18 protein-coding genes are annotated in these 16,870 nt (G+C 58.2%); 8 read left to right on the top strand and 10 right to left on the bottom strand.

The features are described from left to right. The first annotated feature begins 231 nt into the window (after nt 1-231). Nucleotides 232-510: a 30S ribosomal protein S20 gene (rpsT, locus tag AC3WK5_RS06300; RefSeq protein ID WP_003185593.1), complete on the top strand. Its 279-nt coding sequence runs from the start codon at nt 232-234 to the stop codon at nt 508-510. Nucleotides 511-694: 184 nt separating this feature from the next. On the opposite strand, the gene AC3WK5_RS06295 is transcribed toward rpsT, so the two are convergent. The 5 genes from AC3WK5_RS06295 to rplU form a co-directional block, all read right to left on the bottom strand. Next, entirely contained in the window at nt 695-1,159 is a 465-nt protein-coding gene (locus AC3WK5_RS06295; RefSeq protein WP_103319415.1) for a CreA family protein, read from the bottom strand. An 11-nt stretch (nt 1,160-1,170) separates the two neighbouring features. Further along, nucleotides 1,171-2,289 carry a glutamate 5-kinase gene (proB, locus tag AC3WK5_RS06290; protein ID WP_103319417.1) on the bottom strand — a complete coding sequence of 373 codons (1,119 nt, stop codon included), beginning with the start codon at nt 2,287-2,289 and terminating at the stop codon, nt 1,171-1,173. A 123-nt stretch (nt 2,290-2,412) separates the two neighbouring features. Further along, nucleotides 2,413-3,636 carry an Obg family GTPase CgtA gene (gene cgtA / locus AC3WK5_RS06285; protein WP_019691616.1) on the bottom strand — a complete coding sequence of 408 codons (1,224 nt, stop codon included), beginning with the start codon at nt 3,634-3,636 and terminating at the stop codon, nt 2,413-2,415. Nucleotides 3,637-3,831: 195 nt separating this feature from the next. Next, nucleotides 3,832-4,089: a 50S ribosomal protein L27 gene (gene rpmA, locus AC3WK5_RS06280; RefSeq protein ID WP_003176049.1), complete on the bottom strand. Its 258-nt coding sequence runs from the start codon at nt 4,087-4,089 to the stop codon at nt 3,832-3,834. Nucleotides 4,090-4,124: 35 nt separating this feature from the next. After that, the gene (rplU, locus tag AC3WK5_RS06275) at nt 4,125-4,439 is read right to left on the bottom strand and encodes a 50S ribosomal protein L21 (protein ID WP_003176051.1); all 315 of its coding nucleotides are present in this window, start codon (nt 4,437-4,439) and stop codon (nt 4,125-4,127) included. 240 nt (nt 4,440-4,679) lie between these two features. Here rplU and AC3WK5_RS06270 point away from each other — a divergent pair, with 240 nt between their 5' ends. From AC3WK5_RS06270 to AC3WK5_RS06260, 3 genes are all read left to right on the top strand, one after another. Next, nucleotides 4,680-5,648 carry a polyprenyl synthetase family protein gene (locus tag AC3WK5_RS06270; RefSeq protein ID WP_054595512.1) on the top strand — a complete coding sequence of 323 codons (969 nt, stop codon included), beginning with the start codon at nt 4,680-4,682 and terminating at the stop codon, nt 5,646-5,648. 194 nt (nt 5,649-5,842) lie between these two features. Continuing rightward, a complete protein-coding gene (locus AC3WK5_RS06265; RefSeq protein ID WP_054595511.1) occupies nt 5,843-6,184 on the top strand; it encodes a zinc ribbon domain-containing protein YjdM in 342 nt (113 codons plus the stop codon). 205 nt (nt 6,185-6,389) lie between these two features. Beyond that, nucleotides 6,390-6,647, top strand: coding sequence for a PA4570 family protein (locus AC3WK5_RS06260; protein ID WP_054595510.1), 258 nt, complete (start codon nt 6,390-6,392; stop codon nt 6,645-6,647). 161 nt (nt 6,648-6,808) lie between these two features. On the opposite strand, the gene bamJ is transcribed toward AC3WK5_RS06260, so the two are convergent. The 3 genes from bamJ to AC3WK5_RS06245 all read right to left on the bottom strand — a co-directional run bounded on the left by bamJ (nt 6,809) and on the right by AC3WK5_RS06245 (nt 8,549). Further along, nucleotides 6,809-7,426 carry a BamJ family beta-barrel-assembly machinery protein gene (gene bamJ, locus AC3WK5_RS06255; RefSeq protein ID WP_054595509.1) on the bottom strand — a complete coding sequence of 206 codons (618 nt, stop codon included), beginning with the start codon at nt 7,424-7,426 and terminating at the stop codon, nt 6,809-6,811. Between the two features lie 127 nt (nt 7,427-7,553). Beyond that, complete coding sequence (locus tag AC3WK5_RS06250; protein WP_103319432.1) at nt 7,554-7,847, bottom strand: DUF6482 family protein; 294 nt, start codon at nt 7,845-7,847, stop codon at nt 7,554-7,556. 213 nt (nt 7,848-8,060) lie between these two features. Then, nucleotides 8,061-8,549: a TIGR00645 family protein gene (locus tag AC3WK5_RS06245; protein WP_019691610.1), complete on the bottom strand. Its 489-nt coding sequence runs from the start codon at nt 8,547-8,549 to the stop codon at nt 8,061-8,063. Nucleotides 8,550-8,710: 161 nt separating this feature from the next. On the opposite strand from AC3WK5_RS06245, the gene AC3WK5_RS06240 reads away from it, so the two are divergent. Next, nucleotides 8,711-10,540 carry a hypothetical protein gene (locus AC3WK5_RS06240; RefSeq protein ID WP_103319419.1) on the top strand — a complete coding sequence of 610 codons (1,830 nt, stop codon included), beginning with the start codon at nt 8,711-8,713 and terminating at the stop codon, nt 10,538-10,540. 3 nt (nt 10,541-10,543) lie between these two features. Here the strand turns inward: AC3WK5_RS06240 and AC3WK5_RS06235 are convergent, their stop codons facing one another. Both AC3WK5_RS06235 and AC3WK5_RS06230 read right to left on the bottom strand, forming a co-directional pair. After that, entirely contained in the window at nt 10,544-10,885 is a 342-nt protein-coding gene (locus AC3WK5_RS06235) for a PA4575 family protein (protein ID WP_019691608.1), read from the bottom strand. A gap of 271 nt (nt 10,886-11,156) precedes the next feature. Continuing rightward, nucleotides 11,157-13,601 (bottom strand): Lon protease family protein, encoded by a 2,445-nt coding sequence (locus AC3WK5_RS06230; protein ID WP_054595507.1) that lies wholly within the window; start codon nt 13,599-13,601, stop codon nt 11,157-11,159. Nucleotides 13,602-13,879: 278 nt separating this feature from the next. Here AC3WK5_RS06230 and AC3WK5_RS06225 point away from each other — a divergent pair, with 278 nt between their 5' ends. The 3 genes from AC3WK5_RS06225 to AC3WK5_RS06215 all read left to right on the top strand — a co-directional run bounded on the left by AC3WK5_RS06225 (nt 13,880) and on the right by AC3WK5_RS06215 (nt 16,772). Next, entirely contained in the window at nt 13,880-14,368 is a 489-nt protein-coding gene (locus AC3WK5_RS06225) for a DUF3015 domain-containing protein (protein ID WP_054595506.1), read from the top strand. A gap of 85 nt (nt 14,369-14,453) precedes the next feature. Continuing rightward, on the top strand, nt 14,454-16,307 hold the full coding sequence (locus tag AC3WK5_RS06220; RefSeq protein WP_103319421.1) for an Lnb N-terminal periplasmic domain-containing protein: 1,854 nt from the start codon (nt 14,454-14,456) through the stop codon (nt 16,305-16,307). A gap of 159 nt (nt 16,308-16,466) precedes the next feature. Next, nucleotides 16,467-16,772, top strand: coding sequence for a chorismate mutase (locus tag AC3WK5_RS06215; RefSeq protein WP_103319423.1), 306 nt, complete (start codon nt 16,467-16,469; stop codon nt 16,770-16,772). Nucleotides 16,773-16,870 lie beyond the last annotated feature (98 nt).

Below are 16,870 nucleotides of genomic sequence, written 5' to 3'. Positions count from 1 at the left end.
ATAAACAGCAGGCGAACAAACCGCCCACTTATGCGATACTCCGCGCCGCAACAGCACAGAGCCAAAGCTCGCGAGTTTACAGGTCAAGCGCCGGAAATAAATATCCCGCCTCTTTAGATCGACCACTCAGCGGAACGCATCACCCGCCCTTGACAAGACTTCAACTCATCGGCATGATTCGCGGCCTATTTTGTTTGCTATTTCCTAAAAAGTCTTTCGAGGAGCTCGACGGTGGCCAACACACCTTCCGCCAAAAAACGTGCAAAACAGGCTGAGAAGCGTCGCAGCCACAACGCCAGCCTGCGTTCCATGGTTCGTACCTACATCAAGAATGTAGTTAAAGCCATCGACGCAAAAGACGCTGAAAAAGCGCAAGCCGCTTACGTTCTGGCTGTGCCAGTTATCGACCGTATGGCCGATAAAGGCATCATCCACAAGAACAAAGCTGCTCGCCATAAGAGCCGCCTGAATGGCCACGTCAAGGCTCTGAACGTTGCCGCTGCTGCCTAAGCGACACGCTCATTAAAAAACCGACCCCAGGGTCGGTTTTTTATTGCCTGCGATTTAACAGGCACACCGCAAAAAAATGTGGGAGCGGGCTTGCTCGCGAAGAGGGCATAACATTCAACATCATCATTGACTGTTACACCGCTTTCGCGAGCAAGCCCGCTCCCACATTTGGATTTGCGTCAGATTACTGAGCGCGTGCCCACGGCAAAATCGGAATCGCGGTCACGGCATTCTGCGGACTGCCTTCGATCAGGCGATCGCTGTAGACCAGGTACACCAGGGTGTTGCGCTTCTTATCGAGGAAACGCACCACCTGCATGGTCTTGAACACCAGCGATGTGCGCTCCTTGAACACCTCTTCGCCATCCTTGAGCTCACCCTTGAAGCTGATCGGCCCGACCTGACGACAAGCGATGGACGCTTCCGACCGATCCTCGGCCAACCCCAGACCACCCTTCACGCCACCCGTCTTGGCTCGCGACAGGTAGCAGGTCACGCCATCGACCTTCGGATCATCAAATGCCTCGACGACGATGCGGTCATTCGGCCCGACGAATTTGAACACGGTCGATACTTGACCGATTTCTTCCGCCGACGCCAGCAACGGCATCGCCAACAGCAACCCCAACAATCCTTTTGCCATGCGCATTCGCGTTTTCCTTAAACCAGAATCAGGTTATCGCGGTGAACCAGCTCCGGTTCCGCCATGTAACCCAGCAAACCGACAATCGCCTCAGACGATTGACCGATGATTTTTTGCGCCTCAAGCGCACTGTAGTTGGCCAAGCCACGGGCAATCTCACGACCGTCCGGCGCCACGCATACCACCATTTCACCGCGACGGAAGCTGCCCTGAACCAGCTTGACGCCAACCGGCAGCAGACTTTTATTACCCCGAGACAACGCCGTGACCGCCCCCTCATCCAGCACCAGCGTGCCGCGAGTCTGCAAGTGCCCAGCCAGCCACTGCTTGCGCGCCGCCAGCAGGCCGCGCTCAGGCGACAGCAAGGTGCCGATACGCTCACCCGCCTTCAAACGATCCAGCACACGCTCAAGACGCCCACCCACGATGATCGTGTGAGCCCCCGAACGCGCCGCCAGACGCGCCGCGCGCAATTTGGTCTGCATACCGCCACGACCTAATGCACCGCCAGTGCCGCCCGCGACCGCGTCCAGCGCCGGATCATCGGCGCGCGCTTCGTAAATCAGCTTGGCATCAGGGTTGTTGCGCGGATCGGCGTCAAACATGCCGTCACGATCAGTGAGGATCACCAACAGGTCAGCCTCGACCAGGTTGGCCACCAGCGCCGCCAGCGTATCGTTGTCACCGAAACGGATTTCGTCGGTGACCACCGTATCGTTCTCGTTGATCACCGGAATGACCTTGAGATCGACCAGCACACGCAAGGTGCTGCGGGCGTTGAGGTAACGCTTGCGATCAGACAAGTCATCGTGAGTCAGGAGAATCTGCGCCGTGTGCCGGCCATGCTCGGCAAAGCTCGACTCCCAAGCCTGCACCAACCCCATCTGACCGATGGCGGCAGCCGCCTGCAACTCGTGCATCGCACTGGGTCGTGCGGTCCAACCAAGGCGACTCATACCTGCCGCTACCGCCCCCGAGGACACCAGCACCAGCTCGACACCCGCCTCATGCAGCGCGACCATCTGCTCAACCCAGACGCTCATTGCTGCGCGATCCAGACCCTTGCCGTCAGCCGTCAGCAAAGCGCTGCCGATCTTCACGACCCAACGCTGCGCACCTGTCACCTTGCTCCGCATCATCTTCAACCTTAGCTTGAGGACAGCACGACCCAGCGCTGCCCGTAACGTTATTCGTGACTACCGATTTCCAGATACCAAAACGCCGCTCGATAGAGCGGCGCTTAAGTTTACTGCAACGAATCAGTCGCGCACGTAAATGATTTCCGGACCATCTTCATCATCCACATCTTCTTCGTCCCAGTCATCGTCACCGATGTCATGGACCGACTTCACGCCGCTGCGGCGCAGGGCACGCTGGTCATCCAGCGCCTGCAACTGGGCACGGGCTTCGTCTTCGATGCGCTGATCGAGATCGGCCAACTCTTCCTTGTAGACCGGGTCGTTAGCCAGACGATCGGCACGATCCTCCAGGTAACGCATGATGTCGCGCGTCAGGCGCTCGGTGCCTTCTTTGGCAATGGCCGAGATCACGTAGACCGGACCGGTCCACTCCAGACGATCAACGATCTCCTTGACCCGCTCTTCGTGCTCTTCTTCAAGGATCTGGTCGCACTTGTTCAGCACCAGCCAGCGATCACGCTCAGCCAGCGAAGGGCTGAACTTGGTCAGCTCACTGACAATGACTTCAGCCGCGTCTGGAGCACTGGTGTCATCCAGCGGCGCCATGTCGACGAGGTGCAGCAACAGACGGGTACGCGACAAGTGCTTGAGGAAGCGAATCCCCAGGCCCGCGCCGTCGGAAGCACCTTCGATCAGACCCGGAATGTCGGCAATGACGAAGCTTTTCCAGCGATCGACGCTGACCACACCGAGGTTTGGCACCAGCGTTGTGAACGGATAATCGGCAACTTTCGGCTTGGCCGCCGAGACCGAACGGATAAAGGTACTTTTGCCGGCATTCGGCAAGCCCAGCAGGCCCACGTCGGCCAACACCTTCATTTCCAGCTTGAGGTCACGCTGCTCGCCCGGCTTGCCTGGCGTAGTCTGGCGCGGTGCGCGGTTGGTACTGGATTTGAAACGGGTGTTACCCAGACCGTGCCAGCCGCCATGCGCCACCAACAGACGCTGACCAGCCTTGGTCAGGTCGCCAATGACTTCTTGCGTAGCAGAGTCAATGACCGTGGTGCCGACCGGAACCCGCAGGACCAGCTCTTCACCTTTTTTACCGGTGCAGTCAGTGCTGCCGCCGTTGGCGCCACGCTCGGCATCGAAGTGCCGGGTGTAACGGTAGTCGACCAGGGTGTTGAGGTTCTCGTCGGCGATCATATAGACCGAGCCGCCATCACCACCATCACCGCCGTTAGGACCGCCGTTTTCGATGAATTTTTCCCGACGGAAACTCATGCAGCCATTGCCGCCGTCGCCAGCTTTTACTCGAATCGATACTTCATCAACAAACTTCATAACAAAACGCCTCTCGCCATACGGACGAGCCGAAAAACACTAAGACATAAGACTCTTGCAAAAATGAGCGCAGCGACCTCAATCAACGACCGCATAATCCAGCGCCGGCAGCCCATACAAACAGTTTTGCAAGAGACTCACCCCACAAACGAAAAAGCCCCGTCGCAAGACAGGGCTTTTCCAGCGATCGCGCAATTAAGCCGCGACAACGCTCACGTAACGGCGGTTGAACGCGCCTTTTACTTCAAACTTGATCACGCCTTCGATTTTCGCGAAGAGGGTGTGATCTTTACCCATGCCAACACCGTAACCGGCGTGGAATTGGGTGCCGCGCTGACGCACGATGATGTTGCCCGGAATGATTTTCTGGCCGCCATACATCTTCACGCCAAGGCGTTTGGCTTCTGAGTCGCGACCGTTACGGGTACTACCACCAGCTTTTTTGTGTGCCATGAGTTCAATTCTCCTAGTGAGGAATTAGGCTGAAATTAAGCCTGAATACCGGTGATTTTGATCTCGGTGTACCACTGGCGGTGGCCCATACGCTTCATGTGGTGCTTACGACGACGGAACTTGATGATGCGGACTTTATCGTGACGACCTTGGGAGATCACTTCAGCCACAACGGTAGCGCCAGCAACAACTGGAGCGCCGATATTCACGTCATCGCCATTGGCGACCAACAGAACGCGATCAAAAGTTACGGATTCGCCGGTAGCGATTTCCAGTTTCTCGATCTTCAGGTATTCACCTGGGGCGACCTTGTATTGCTTGCCACCAGTAACGATTACTGCGTACGACATGGTATTTCTCCGATAATCCTGCTCACCCAGCTCTTTATAAGAAGAGGTATTGGCTGGCATGGCTGCATGGGATGGAACGACCCAAATGCAATTGCGTAAGGCAGGTGCTGCCCAGGAAGTTCAGGGTGCGCGATTGTACGCAAGCCACGAGCGCGTTGCAAGTGGCCGTCCATCGCGCCTTGACAGGCCCGGACGTGGGTCCTAGCATGCCGCGCAACCCTTCTGGAGCGACTGTCGCTGATGCAACCCCAAGCTTTCTACCGCGCGGTGGCGGACGATTTTAACGCCGTCGACGGCATCATCAAGAAGCAGCTGACTTCCCGAGTGCCGCTGGTATCGAAAATCGGCGATTACATTACCTCGGCTGGCGGTAAACGCCTGCGCCCTTTATTAGTGTTGCTGTGTGGCAAGGCCCTGGGGCGCGAAGGCGACGACATGCGCTTGCTGGCCGCCACCATCGAATTCCTGCACACCGCCACCCTGCTGCACGACGACGTGGTCGACATGTCCGGCATGCGTCGTGGCCGCTCGACCGCCAACGCCATGTGGGGCAACGCCCCGAGCGTGCTGGTGGGTGATTTCCTGTACTCGCGCTCGTTCGAGATGATGGTCGAACTGGGCTCGATGCCGGTGATGAAGATTCTCTCGCAAGCCACGCGGATCATCGCCGAAGGCGAAGTCCTGCAGCTGTCCAAGGTGCGCGACGCCAGCACTACCGAAGAAACCTACATGGAAGTCATCCGCGGCAAAACCGCGATGCTTTTCGAGGCTTCGACCCACAGTGCCGCAGCCCTGGCTGGAGCGACGCCAGAACAGAGCGAAGCCTTGCGCACCTTTGGCGACCACCTCGGTGTGGCCTTCCAACTGGTCGACGACTTGCTGGATTACAAAGGCGACGCAGAAACCCTGGGCAAGAACGTCGGTGACGATCTGGCCGAAGGCAAGCCGACCCTGCCGCTGATCTACACCATGCGCGAAGGCACACCAGAGCAAGCGGCACTGGTGCGCCGGGCAATTCAGAAAGGTGGTATCGAAGACCTGGAAAGCATCCGCGCTGCCGTGGAAGCCTCGGGCTCGCTGGACTACACCGCACAACTGGCCCGCGATTACGTGGCCCGTGCGATCAAATGCCTCGAAATGTTGCCCGCCAGCGAATACCGGGATGCATTGGTCGAGCTGAGCGAGTTTGCGGTCGCCCGCACGCACTGACCCGCTCTTTGTAGGAGCAGAGCTTGCTCGCGATAGCGATCTCAAGAACGCCATCGCTGGCAAGCCGTGCTCCTACAGACGCCTCTACCCGACAGTGCGACATCGAAGACAGCCTGCTGCAAGTGTTGACCCCATACCCGCCTAAAACCCTATATAATGTGCGCTTTTAGCCATCCTGAATCCAAGGAGCTTTAGTGAGCACGTTGCCACCCTGCCCGAAATGCAATTCCGAATACACCTATGAAGACGGCGCCCAACTGATCTGCCCAGAGTGCGCCCACGAGTGGTCCGCCAACGGCGAAGCCGACGCAGCGTCCGATGAAACCGTGAAAAAGGATTCGGTCGGCAACGTCCTGCAAGATGGCGACACCATCACCGTGATCAAGGACCTCAAGGTCAAGGGCACATCGCTGGTGGTCAAGGTCGGCACCAAGGTCAAGAACATCCGCCTGTGCGATGGCGACCACGACATCGACTGCAAGATCGACGGTATCGGCCCGATGAAGCTCAAATCCGAGTTCGTCAGAAAAGTCTGAACCTGCTGTATTCCATCCTGCGCCCTGCGTGGGATGGAGCCTCACCCTCGCCTGATTCCCCAGCAATCCCGCCCAATAGCAAAACGCCAGCCGTTTTGACCCTCAGCAATTCCCCTACAGAAAACAGCAGAAACCGCCAATAGGTACTTGCTATTAATTGAATAGGAATTATTCTCATCAAACCATTAAAAAGGAGATGAGCATCATGACTTACTTGATCGATGCATGGCTGGATCGTCCACACCCGTACCTCAGGATCCTGCATCGGGAAACCGGGGAAGTGTGTGCGGTATTGGAAGAAGAAGCCTTGAGTGAGCTGCAGGACCAGGGCGACCTCGACCTCAATGGCCTGAGCTCCAGCGAGCCAGTGGTGCTCAAGGAGCTGGTACGCAACCTGTTTCTATTCTGCTACGCCCGGGCATTGCGCCCGATGAATGATTCGAACACCAAGTTCGAAATATGAAGGCCGTATGCAAAATATCGGAACGAGCCCTGTGGGTGCGGGCTTGTTCCGGGCGGCGTTCCGACGAAAGCGATCTGACATTCAACATTGATGTTGCCTGATCTTCCGTCTTCGCGAGCAAGCCCGCTCCCACATTATCGAGCCCGTTCCGACACTTGGTATTACAGAACGTCGAGCAGCTCGACGTCGAACACCAGAACGCTGTGCGGCGGAATGCTGCCAACGCCTTGTGCGCCGTAAGCCAGTTCGCTCGGCACGTACAGGCGCCATTTGCTACCGGCGTTCATCAGTTGCAGGGCTTCGGTCCAGCCGGCGATTACGCCGCCAACCGGGAATTCTGCAGGCTGACCACGATCGTAGGAGCTGTCGAACACAGTGCCGTCGATCAGCGTGCCATGGTAGTGAGTACGCACTTGATCTTCACGGGTTGGCTTGGCGCCTTCACCTTGAGTCAGTACTTCGAACTGCAGGCCGGAAGCCAGAGTGGTGATGCCGTCACGCTTGGCGTTTTCAGCCAGGAATGCCAGGCCTTCGCCAGCGGCCGCTTCAGCCTTGGCAGCAGCTTCGGCTTGCATGATTTCGCGGATGACCTTGAAGCTGGCAGACATTGCTTCCTGGCCAACGCGGCTTTCCTTGCCGGCGAATGCGTCGGTCAGACCTGCCAGGATCGCGTCCAGGCTAACGCCCGGTGGCGGGTTGTCGCGCAGTTGGTCGCCCAACTGACGGCCGATGCCGTAGCTGACGCGGGTTTCGTCGGTGGACAGATTTACTTCGGACATGACACTGCTCCGCTGTGCGGACGGCTCGGGACATTGCCGTGCGTGCACAGCGCATCCCGGAGCGCCCGGAACCAAAAGGGCGAGCAGACTAGCACAGATGCCATTGCGGTGATCAGGGCTGTCAGCGCTATTGGGATATGGGCACCTTCAGGCTCTCTTCCCCACTGGTGCCCAGACCGCACATCTCGTCGTGCACCGAGGTGTGAATCAGGTTGAACGTCAGCTTGGGAAAGGCATGAAGGACTTCACGAGCATGCTCTACCGAACGCAAATGCAGTGTTTGCCCATGGGTGTCGTCGATTGGATGAGCGGCGCCATGTATCCGTGCCTCTAACAGATAGATCCCGCCTTCCATCGAGATCAGGTTCAGCTCATCGACCTTCCCGGCGATGGCATAGGCGTTCAACTCTTGCAGGTTCATGAGCGCACCCCGCGCGATGGCGAGCCAAGACATTTACAGGGATATGCCTCGGCGCACAAAAGCACAAGCCAGAAACGCCGCCGCCCGTCCGTTTCACACTCATCTGCTTCTTGTAGGAGCAAAGCTTGCTTGCGATAGCCGTATCGAGAACGGCGCAAGGACCGAGTCGCGCCCATCGCGGGCAAGCCACGCTCCCACAAGGGCTGCGGCGGATCAGTGCTTGGTCAGCTTGTCCAGGTAGCCCATGGCAAACGCCGAGATCACGAAGGTCATGTGAATGATCACGTACCACTTCAGGTGCTCGGGATCGACGTTCCTGGCGTCCATGAAGATGCGCAACAGGTGAATCGAGGAAATGGCCACGATCGAGGCCGCGACTTTCATCTTCAGGGAAGAAGAGTCCATCGTGCCCAACCAGTTGAGCTTCTCCTTGCCTTCATCGATGTCGAGTTCGGACACGAAGTTTTCGTAGCCGGAAATCATCACCATCACCAGCAAGCCGCCCACCAGCGCCATGTCGATCAGCGACAACAGCACCAGAATCAGATCGGACTCGGCCATCGAGAACACGTTGGGAATAACGTGGAAGACTTCCTGAAAGAATTTCAGCGCGAGGGCCAGCAGGCCCAGGGACAAACCGAAGTAGATCGGCGCCAGCAGCCAGCGCGAGGCGTACATTGCATTTTCGACAAAACGTTCCATTGAATCTCACACAAGGGTTTTAAACGGCGGCGAGTATATCAGCCGCTCAAAACCCCATAAACCGCAGACAAATCCACAACCTGCGAGTCTGCCAAAGCGTTTTTCTGCTAGTGTCCAAAGCATTCGCATTGTTTATTTGCGTTGTAGAGGAAAACCGGAAAATGGATTTGCGATTGCCTTTAACGACTGTCGGCCTTTGCCTTGCGGTACTGATCGGCGGCTGCTCACCCAGCGATGAGAAGCGCCCGCAAAGCCTCGAGGAGAAGACCGCACAGTTCGAGAAGTCGCTGGACGCGATTCAGGATCCCCAGCTCAAGGATGCCGTGGCCAACCTCGGTGGCTCGTTGCTGCTGCTCGAGCGCGCACAGCAAAAGCTTGCCATCAAGCCGATCGCCACCGAATACGGTGAAGATGCCATGGCCCTGCTCAAGCACTATCCCAGCCCACAGGCGCTGGTCGACACCTACATCAATGGCCTGTTCGTATTGCGCAAGGACTCCAGCTCCGAGTATCTGACCGACTTGCAGCCGGTGTTTCCCTTCAGCTTCAACATGCCTTCCGAGTTCCCCTTTCCGCATGGGCTGGAATGGCAGTCGGTCACGCTAAGCAACAAGAAGGTCGTCCCTTTCCAGCCCGAATGGTCGGAAACCGATCCAGGCATTCAGTTGAGCCCTTCAAGCGCCGGCCTGACCAATCCGGATGACCTGACCGTGGCCTACCCTTTTGTCGAGGGCGAGAACATCGACAGCAAAAGCCAGCCGCAACCGACAACCCTGAAAGGTAAAGTCGAGGTCATTGCACCGCGCAAGGTATTCACCTTCGACCTGACGAAAAAGGACGTGGGCCAGACCCGCACTGACGACAACATCAGCGTCACCCTGAAGGCCCTCGAAAAGAACTACGCCGAGATCGAAGTCAACAACAGCGCAGCACTGGCACCAGACGTCAGCGATACCCCGCTCAATCCGCTGATTGTCCAGGCCAGGGACACGACCGGGCAGCTTCTCTCACGCTCGGGCTCGATCAACGAAGATGCCGCACAAATCGGGTTCTATCAAAAACAACTGGCCGAGATGCAGAAGCAGGCCGCCTGGAGCGATGCGTTCGAAAAACAGCTAGAAGACGAGCAACAGGCGTTCGAGCACAAGCAGACTCATCATTACACCAAGGTGTACTTCAACGGTCCCATCGAAAACCTCGAAGTCAACGTCCTCGACTTCTCGGCCGTCACCGTCACCCGCAAAGACCTGGAACTGCCAGTACGCCGCTTCGACCGCAATACCACGGATAAAACCATCCAGAGCCTGAACCTGCCCGTGGTCGTGTACGACGATCAGGCCGCAACCTGGCTCAAAGGCGCCGCACTGGATGAGGAACAGCTGAAAAAGAACATCCACGTCAATCAGTCCGTCGAGGACGCCAGTGCGGCACGTATCGAATTCGATCACCCGAAAACCTTCAACGACGAACTGCTCGGCTCCTCCTTCAGCCCTGGCGACACCCCCGTGACCTTCTTCACTCAGGACGATAAGGGTAAACGTGGCGAGCCCATCGAATTGCCAGCCGAGGCCTTCGAAATCGACCCGCTACGCGCCACCATTACCTACGACCTGACCTTGTTCCCCGAAACGCCGGCGTATGCTGTCGGCTCGATGCCGTTGTTTCTGGCCAATATTGCAAAAGACAACCTCGACACCCAGAAACTGCCCAAAGGCCTGGAGCTCAAAGGCAACGCCCTGGTGGTTGACCAGAAAATATTCCCCGCCCAGAACTGGCGCTTCTTCGCCAAGGACGCGAGCGGAAATTACCTGAAGGAGATTCTTGCGGTCAGCCACGACGCCAGCGCAGAAGGCCCGGCGCTGGTTGAGGTGCATTATTTCTACGGCCAGCCGACCAGCCTGGAAACCTACCAGCGCACCAACCTCAATACCGTCGAATACGGATTCGAGGTCAAGCTCGACAAGGCCGAAAACCCCAACCCTGTCGAATAGTCACTAATGCTCGGGGTTGAACTGGAAACCACCCGGATTTCGGCAGCGTCCACCATTGATTTCCCGCAGCTGGGCTTGCAAGTGCAAACACCAGATTTGCGGGTCATCGGCCAGCTGATAGCCGTGCAGAGTCAGGCTTTCAACGATGGTATCGAGTATCGACTCGGCCACGAAAGGACCATGAAACGGGCCTTGGGCCTTGATGGCGGAAGGTTGTTCACCGGCCATTCCGGCGGCAAACAACAAGGTCCACATACCGGTGTCCCCGGCAAGCGGACGAATACTGCATTCAATACGGGTAACCAGGCCCAGGCATTGGCGGGTGAGGCAGAGGTTGCGCGGCATGGCGGCGACCCTCGGTAAATCGGGTATTCAGCCTCCACGGGAAGGCTGTCTCGATCCAGTGATGACTGTCGATGTCCTTGTCCTGAGCATAGAAGAAAAGTCGAGTCAGCAAGTTGACGGAGCTTAGAAGGCGCCGAATGGTCGTTGTTGGTTTTTTGACGCCACCCGGGCGGCAAAAAGCGCTATCACAATGACGACCCAGTGCCATGCACAAACCCCGTGGCGAGGGAGCTTGCTCCCTCGCCACAATGGCTGTGTACCGCTTCGGGTGTCAGGCAGGCTTGGCCGCAGCCAATATTTCCTGCGCCTGCACATGTTCCTTCTCGGCCTCTTTCAAGTCATCTTCGCTGATCATTTCCGCGATCACCCGCAAACGCTCCACCACGCGCGCGTTGACGCTGCCCTCAGGGAACTGACCCTCTTCGTCCGGCTCGCCGGCGGCCTCGCCCACCAGCAGGCTCAGTGCCTCATCGGCCTGACGCACCGCATAGACATGGAACTGCCCGGCACGCACGGCCGCCAGCACCCGCTCATCGAGCATCAACGTGGCAACGTTGGCCTGAGGAATGATCGCGCCCTGCTCGCCAGTCAAGCCACGCGCCTCGCAAAGACGGAAGAAGCCTTCGATCTTCTCGTTGACCCCGCCCACCGCCTGCACTTCACCGAACTGATTGATCGAACCGGTAATCGCGAAGCACTGCTTGAGCGGGGTTTTCGACAATGCCGAAATCAACGTGCAGGCCTCGCCCAGCGAGGCACTGTCGCCATCGACGTAACCGTAGGATTGTTCCAGCGCGATGCTGGCCGAAATCGCCAACGGGAATTCCTGGGCGTAACGGCTGCCCAGATACCCGGTGAGGATCATCACACCCTTGGAGTGGATCGGCTGCCCGAGGTTGACCTCGCGCTCGATGTCGACGATGCCGCTGCCACCGGGGTAAACCGTGGCAGAGATTCGCGCCGGTATGCCGAACGCCGAGTCGCCGACCTCCAGCACCGTCAGCCCGTTGCACTTGCCGACCGCCGCTCCAGCGGTGTCGATCAGGATGATCCCGGCCAGCATGTCATCGAGAATCCGCGCCGACACACGCCCGGTGCGGGTGGCCTTGGCCTTGAGCGCACGTTCGATGTGCCCGGCATCAGTCATCTCGTCACCGGCCAGATCGCGAATGAAGTCCGCCTCGCTGACCAACTGGAACAGATCGCCAATGCGCGCCGACAAACGGCCCTGATGCTCGGCCAGCCGCGCACTGTAGGTCGCCAGACGCGCCACCGCATCGGCGGTCAGCGGGGCCATGCCTTCTTCCGAGGTCCGGGTCTTGAGCAACTGAGCAAACTGCTCGAGGCTCTCATCGACCATCGGGATGTCTTCATCGAAATCCACCAGAACCCGGAACATCTCCTGGAAATCCGGATCGAGGTCTTGCAGCGTGTAATACAGCTGGCGCGCGCCGATGATGACGACTTTGACCTGCAGCGGAATATGTTGCGGCGTCAGGGTCACCGTGGCCAGTCGGCCCAGCTCGCCCAGCGGCGATTCCATTTTCAGTTTGCGTGACTGCAAGGCCCGCTTCAGCGCATCCCAGACAAAGGGTTCGCTGAGCATTTTTTCGGCTTCCAGAATCAGGAAGCCGCCGTTGGCCCGGTGCAGCGCGCCCGGACGCAACTGCCGATAAGTGGTGTAGAGCGCGCCCTGATCAGTGCTGTACTCGATACGGCCGAACAGGTTGTCGTAAGTCGGGTGCGGTTCGAACACCACAGGGGCACCGCCACTGTGCGGATGACCGACCACCAGGCTCGGGCCATATTGTTCTTCGAGCAACTTACGGGCGACCGCGTCGGTCTTGCTGTCATCGACCAGTTGCTCGACCACCGTCTTGAGCAGATACACCTGCATCGCTTGCAGGTAACCGCACACCGCCGCGTTTTCTGCGTACTTTTCCGACAGCGGCGAAAGCAATGGCTGCAAGGCCAGGGTGATGGTTTCTTCGTTGAGCTGGCGCAGCTGATTGCTCGACTCGCGCTTCCACTGCGGCAAGCTGGCCAACTCTTCGTTCAGCCGTTCTTCCAGTCCGGAAATGTCGTCGTGGAAGCGCTCGCGAACGGCCTCCGGCAACTGGGCGAATTCCGCTTCGTCCAGCGCCTTGCCTTCGCTCATCGGGGTGAAAGCGATGTTGGTGCTGTCACGGTACAGCGCGACTTCTTTCTCCAGCGCCAGGCGCTCGATCACGTCCAGTGCACGGTCGTAGCGCTGATTGAAGGCGCGGTCGATGGCACTCTTCTTTTGCTGGTAGGACGGGTGCTCGAAGACCGCTGGAAACGTCGCCAGCAGGTTGTCGATCAGGCCGTTGATGTCGGTGATGAACGCACCGGCCGTCCCCGATGGCAACTCCAGTGCGCGAGGTTCGCGCGGCTCATCGAAATTGTTGACGTAGACCCAGTCCGCTGGGGTCTGCAGGCGTTTGCCTTCGGCTTTCAGGTAGCGTTTGACGAAAGAGAACCGGCCGGTACCGGGCTCACCCATGACAAACACGTTGTAACCGGGGCGTGGCATGGCCACACCAAACTGCAAGGCTTCAACCGCACGTTCCTGGCCGAGCACGCCGCGAAAAGGCTCCAGCTCATTGGTGGTAGAGAAGCTGAACTGTTCAGCGGAAAACGGACGGGTCAGCGCTTCAGGCGCTAGACGCAAGCTGGCAGCAACAGGATCGGGCATCGGGCTTCCTTACATCAGGCGGGGCAATTAAAGGCATTCTGGCGCTGCCCGTGCCCGACTGGCAAGGCGCGCCTTGGGTAAAAGCATAGTCAAGCGCCAAACCCTGGACGGGCCAGGGCTAAATCAATGGTTACTGGGAATGTTTGGCAAAAAATCACGGAACCCCCGGATCGTGCCTAGACTCCAAACTGCGCGGCTGGACCAATCACCAGCCAAATGGCGTCGGAGCGGCGCCAGAACCCCTGTCCATTGGTACGCAAACAAAAGAGAACACAGCTATGAAACGGATTCTTCTTGGTACTCTCTTCACCGTTGCATCCCTCAACGCCATGGCCCAGGCGCCAGGCGGCCCGGATTGCGGTTGGGGCAATATGCTGTTCGAAGGTCAGCGTGGCACCCCGGCACACTTCCTGGCATCCACCACCAACGGCACTTCTGGCAACGCCACTTTCGGCATGACATCCGGCACCAACGGTTGCGCAACCAACGCCGCGCTGACCTATGGCGGCAAATCCTGGATCGCCATGAACGGCATGATGAACGAACTGTCCGAAGACATGGCCAAGGGCTCCGGCGAAGCGCTGACCACCTATGCCGTGGTACTGGGCGTCGCACCGCAAGACCGTGCGTATTTCGCCACCGTCACCCACGAGCACTTCCAGCAGATTTTCAGCAAGGCTGATGTGACTGCTGAAGACGTGCATACCAATACCCTGGCGGTACTCAAAGGCGATGCTCGTCTGGCCAAATATGCCACCCCGGCTTAAGCTCGGCCTCACCCGCCCCTCACCCGGGCGGGTTTTGTTTTTTGAACCCGACCTGCTTTGGGTTTTTTTAATTAAGTAGCCCACCATGCTCAAACGCCTTGCCTGTCTGGCGCTGTTTGTCTGCGCCCCGCTGTCCGCCGCGCCTCTGATCGACAACCAACGTTTGCAGCAACTGGCCAACGACCGGTTCTGGATTTCCCTGGGCCACTACGAAAGCGCAAAACTCGGCGGCTGGCGCAGCTATGTCAGCGACAAGAAGTTCTTCCTGGCAGCCAATGGTGCCGAACATCCCGACGCAGAGCTGGCGGCCACCGTACAAGCGCTCTATGCCCCGGCCAGTAAAGGCCAGCAGCACGCGCAATGTATTTACCCGGCGCGTACCCGCTGGTTGAAAGCCCAACTGAACCTGAACGATTTGCCGACGGTGGATTGCAGCGAGTTCAAACAATGGTTCAAGGACGTATCACCCCACAGCGCGGTGATGATTTTTCCGGCAGCCTATCTGAACAGCCCGTCATCGATGTTCGGTCATACCTTGTTGCGCATCGATCAGGCTGACGTGCAAACCGACCACACGGCCCTGCTCAGTTACGCGATCAATTTCGGTGCCTATATCGAAGGTTCGGACAACAGCATTCTGTATGCCTGGAAAGGCCTTATGGGCGGCTATCCGGGGCTGTTCGCGCTGGTGCCTTATCAGGAAAAACTCTCGGAATACCGCAGCCTGGAAAACCGCGATCTGTGGGAGTACCGGTTGAACCTGACGCAGGCAGAAACCGAGCGCATGGTCGAGCATGTCTGGGAGCTCAAGCAGATTCAGTTCGATTATTTCTTCTTCGATGAAAACTGCTCCTACCGCTTGCTGGAGTTGCTGCAAGTGGCGCGACCGAGCCTCAGGCTAACCGAACAATTCCCGCTGACGGCGATCCCCACCGACACCGTCAAAGCCGTGAAAGACGCAGGCCTGGTGGAAAAAATCGATTACCGTCCATCCCGCGAACGTGAGCTGTTGAGCCGTGCCAAACCGCTCTCAGGCGATGAACAGCAATGGGTGTTGAAGCTCAGCGCCGACCAGAAACGCTTGCAGGAGCCGACCTTCAAGGCGCTGCCACGTGATCGTCAGGCATTGATTATCGACGCGGCCTACCGTCTTGAGCGTTACCGCGCCAACGGCCAGGAACGCGATCCACAGCGCGCGCAACGCAGCTTCGAGCTGCTGCGGGCGATCAATCAGAACCCGCCACCGGAGTTGTCCATCGAACGCCCTGGCTTGCCGGAAAACGGTCACGAATCGCGCACCTGGCAGGCCGGCATCGGCACCCGTGGCGACAAAGTCTTTGGTGAATATGGCCTGCGCATGGCCTATCACGACCTCAACGACAACACCGAAAGCTTTCCGCTCGGTGCGCAGATTGAAATTCTCCAGATGAAGCTGCGCCAGTACGAAGGCAATCACTGGCAATTGCAGCAACTGGACCTCGCGACCATCCGCTCACTGACCCCGCGCAACGAGCTGCTGCAACCGTGGTCCTGGCAGGTGACCGGTGGCCTGGAGCGGGTCCCGGGAAAGCATGACGACGAAACCCTGGTCAGCCATGTCAATGGCGGCGCCGGCGGTACCTGGCAACTGGGCGACGACGTGCTGGGCTTCGCCCTTGGCACCGTACGCATCGAGCACAACAGCGACTTTGCCGGTTTCATCGCGCCCGCCGCCGGCTTCAACAGCGGTGTTCTGTGGAAGAACCCGCTGGGCAATCTGAGCCTGGAAACCAAAGGTGATTACTTCACCAACGGTGAAGTGCGACGTAGCCTGAGTCTGAACCAGCAGTGGGAGCTGTCGCGTAACCTCGGCCTGCGCCTGAGCGCCCAACGGGAGTTCAGCCACATCGCGTCCCCCGAAAACGAGGTTATGCTGGAAGTGAAGTGGTATCACTATTGAATCCCGCGCCCTTGTAGGAGCACAGCTTGCTGGCGAAGGGATCACTGCCGTTCTACTGGCAGACCGAGGAGCCTGCATCGCCAGCAAGCTGTATTCCTACAAGGGGAGTGTGAATCCCCCGACGTTAAAGACTATGTTTATACAAGGAGCTCAAACTACATGGATGCCAACTGCCGCTCCCTCGAGGAAGTACGCGAAAACATTGACCGGCTGGATCGGCAAATTGTCAGCCTGTTGGCCGCGCGCGGCGCTTATGTGTCGCAGGCCGCTCGCTTCAAGAAAGACAGCGACGCGGTGAAAGCACCGCAGCGTGTTGAACAGGTCATCGCCAAAGTCCGGGCACTGTCTGAAGAGGTCGGTGCCAACCCGCAGGTCATCGAGCAAATGTATCGAGCCATGATCGCCGCGTTCATCGAACAGGAACTGGCTGAACACGCCCACCTTGCAACCACGACGATGGATTGATCACCACCTTTCAAGGGTGTAGCAAGGGGCTATCGCTCGCAGCAGGTCGTTTTCGGACAACCTTCGAAACCAGAAGCCTGCGACGATGGCCAAAACCC

Source organism: Pseudomonas sp. FW306-02-D09B (assembly GCF_058782685.1).
The sequence above is the reverse complement of the archived record's forward strand: the minus strand, read 5'-3'. Positions and strand labels throughout refer to the sequence as shown.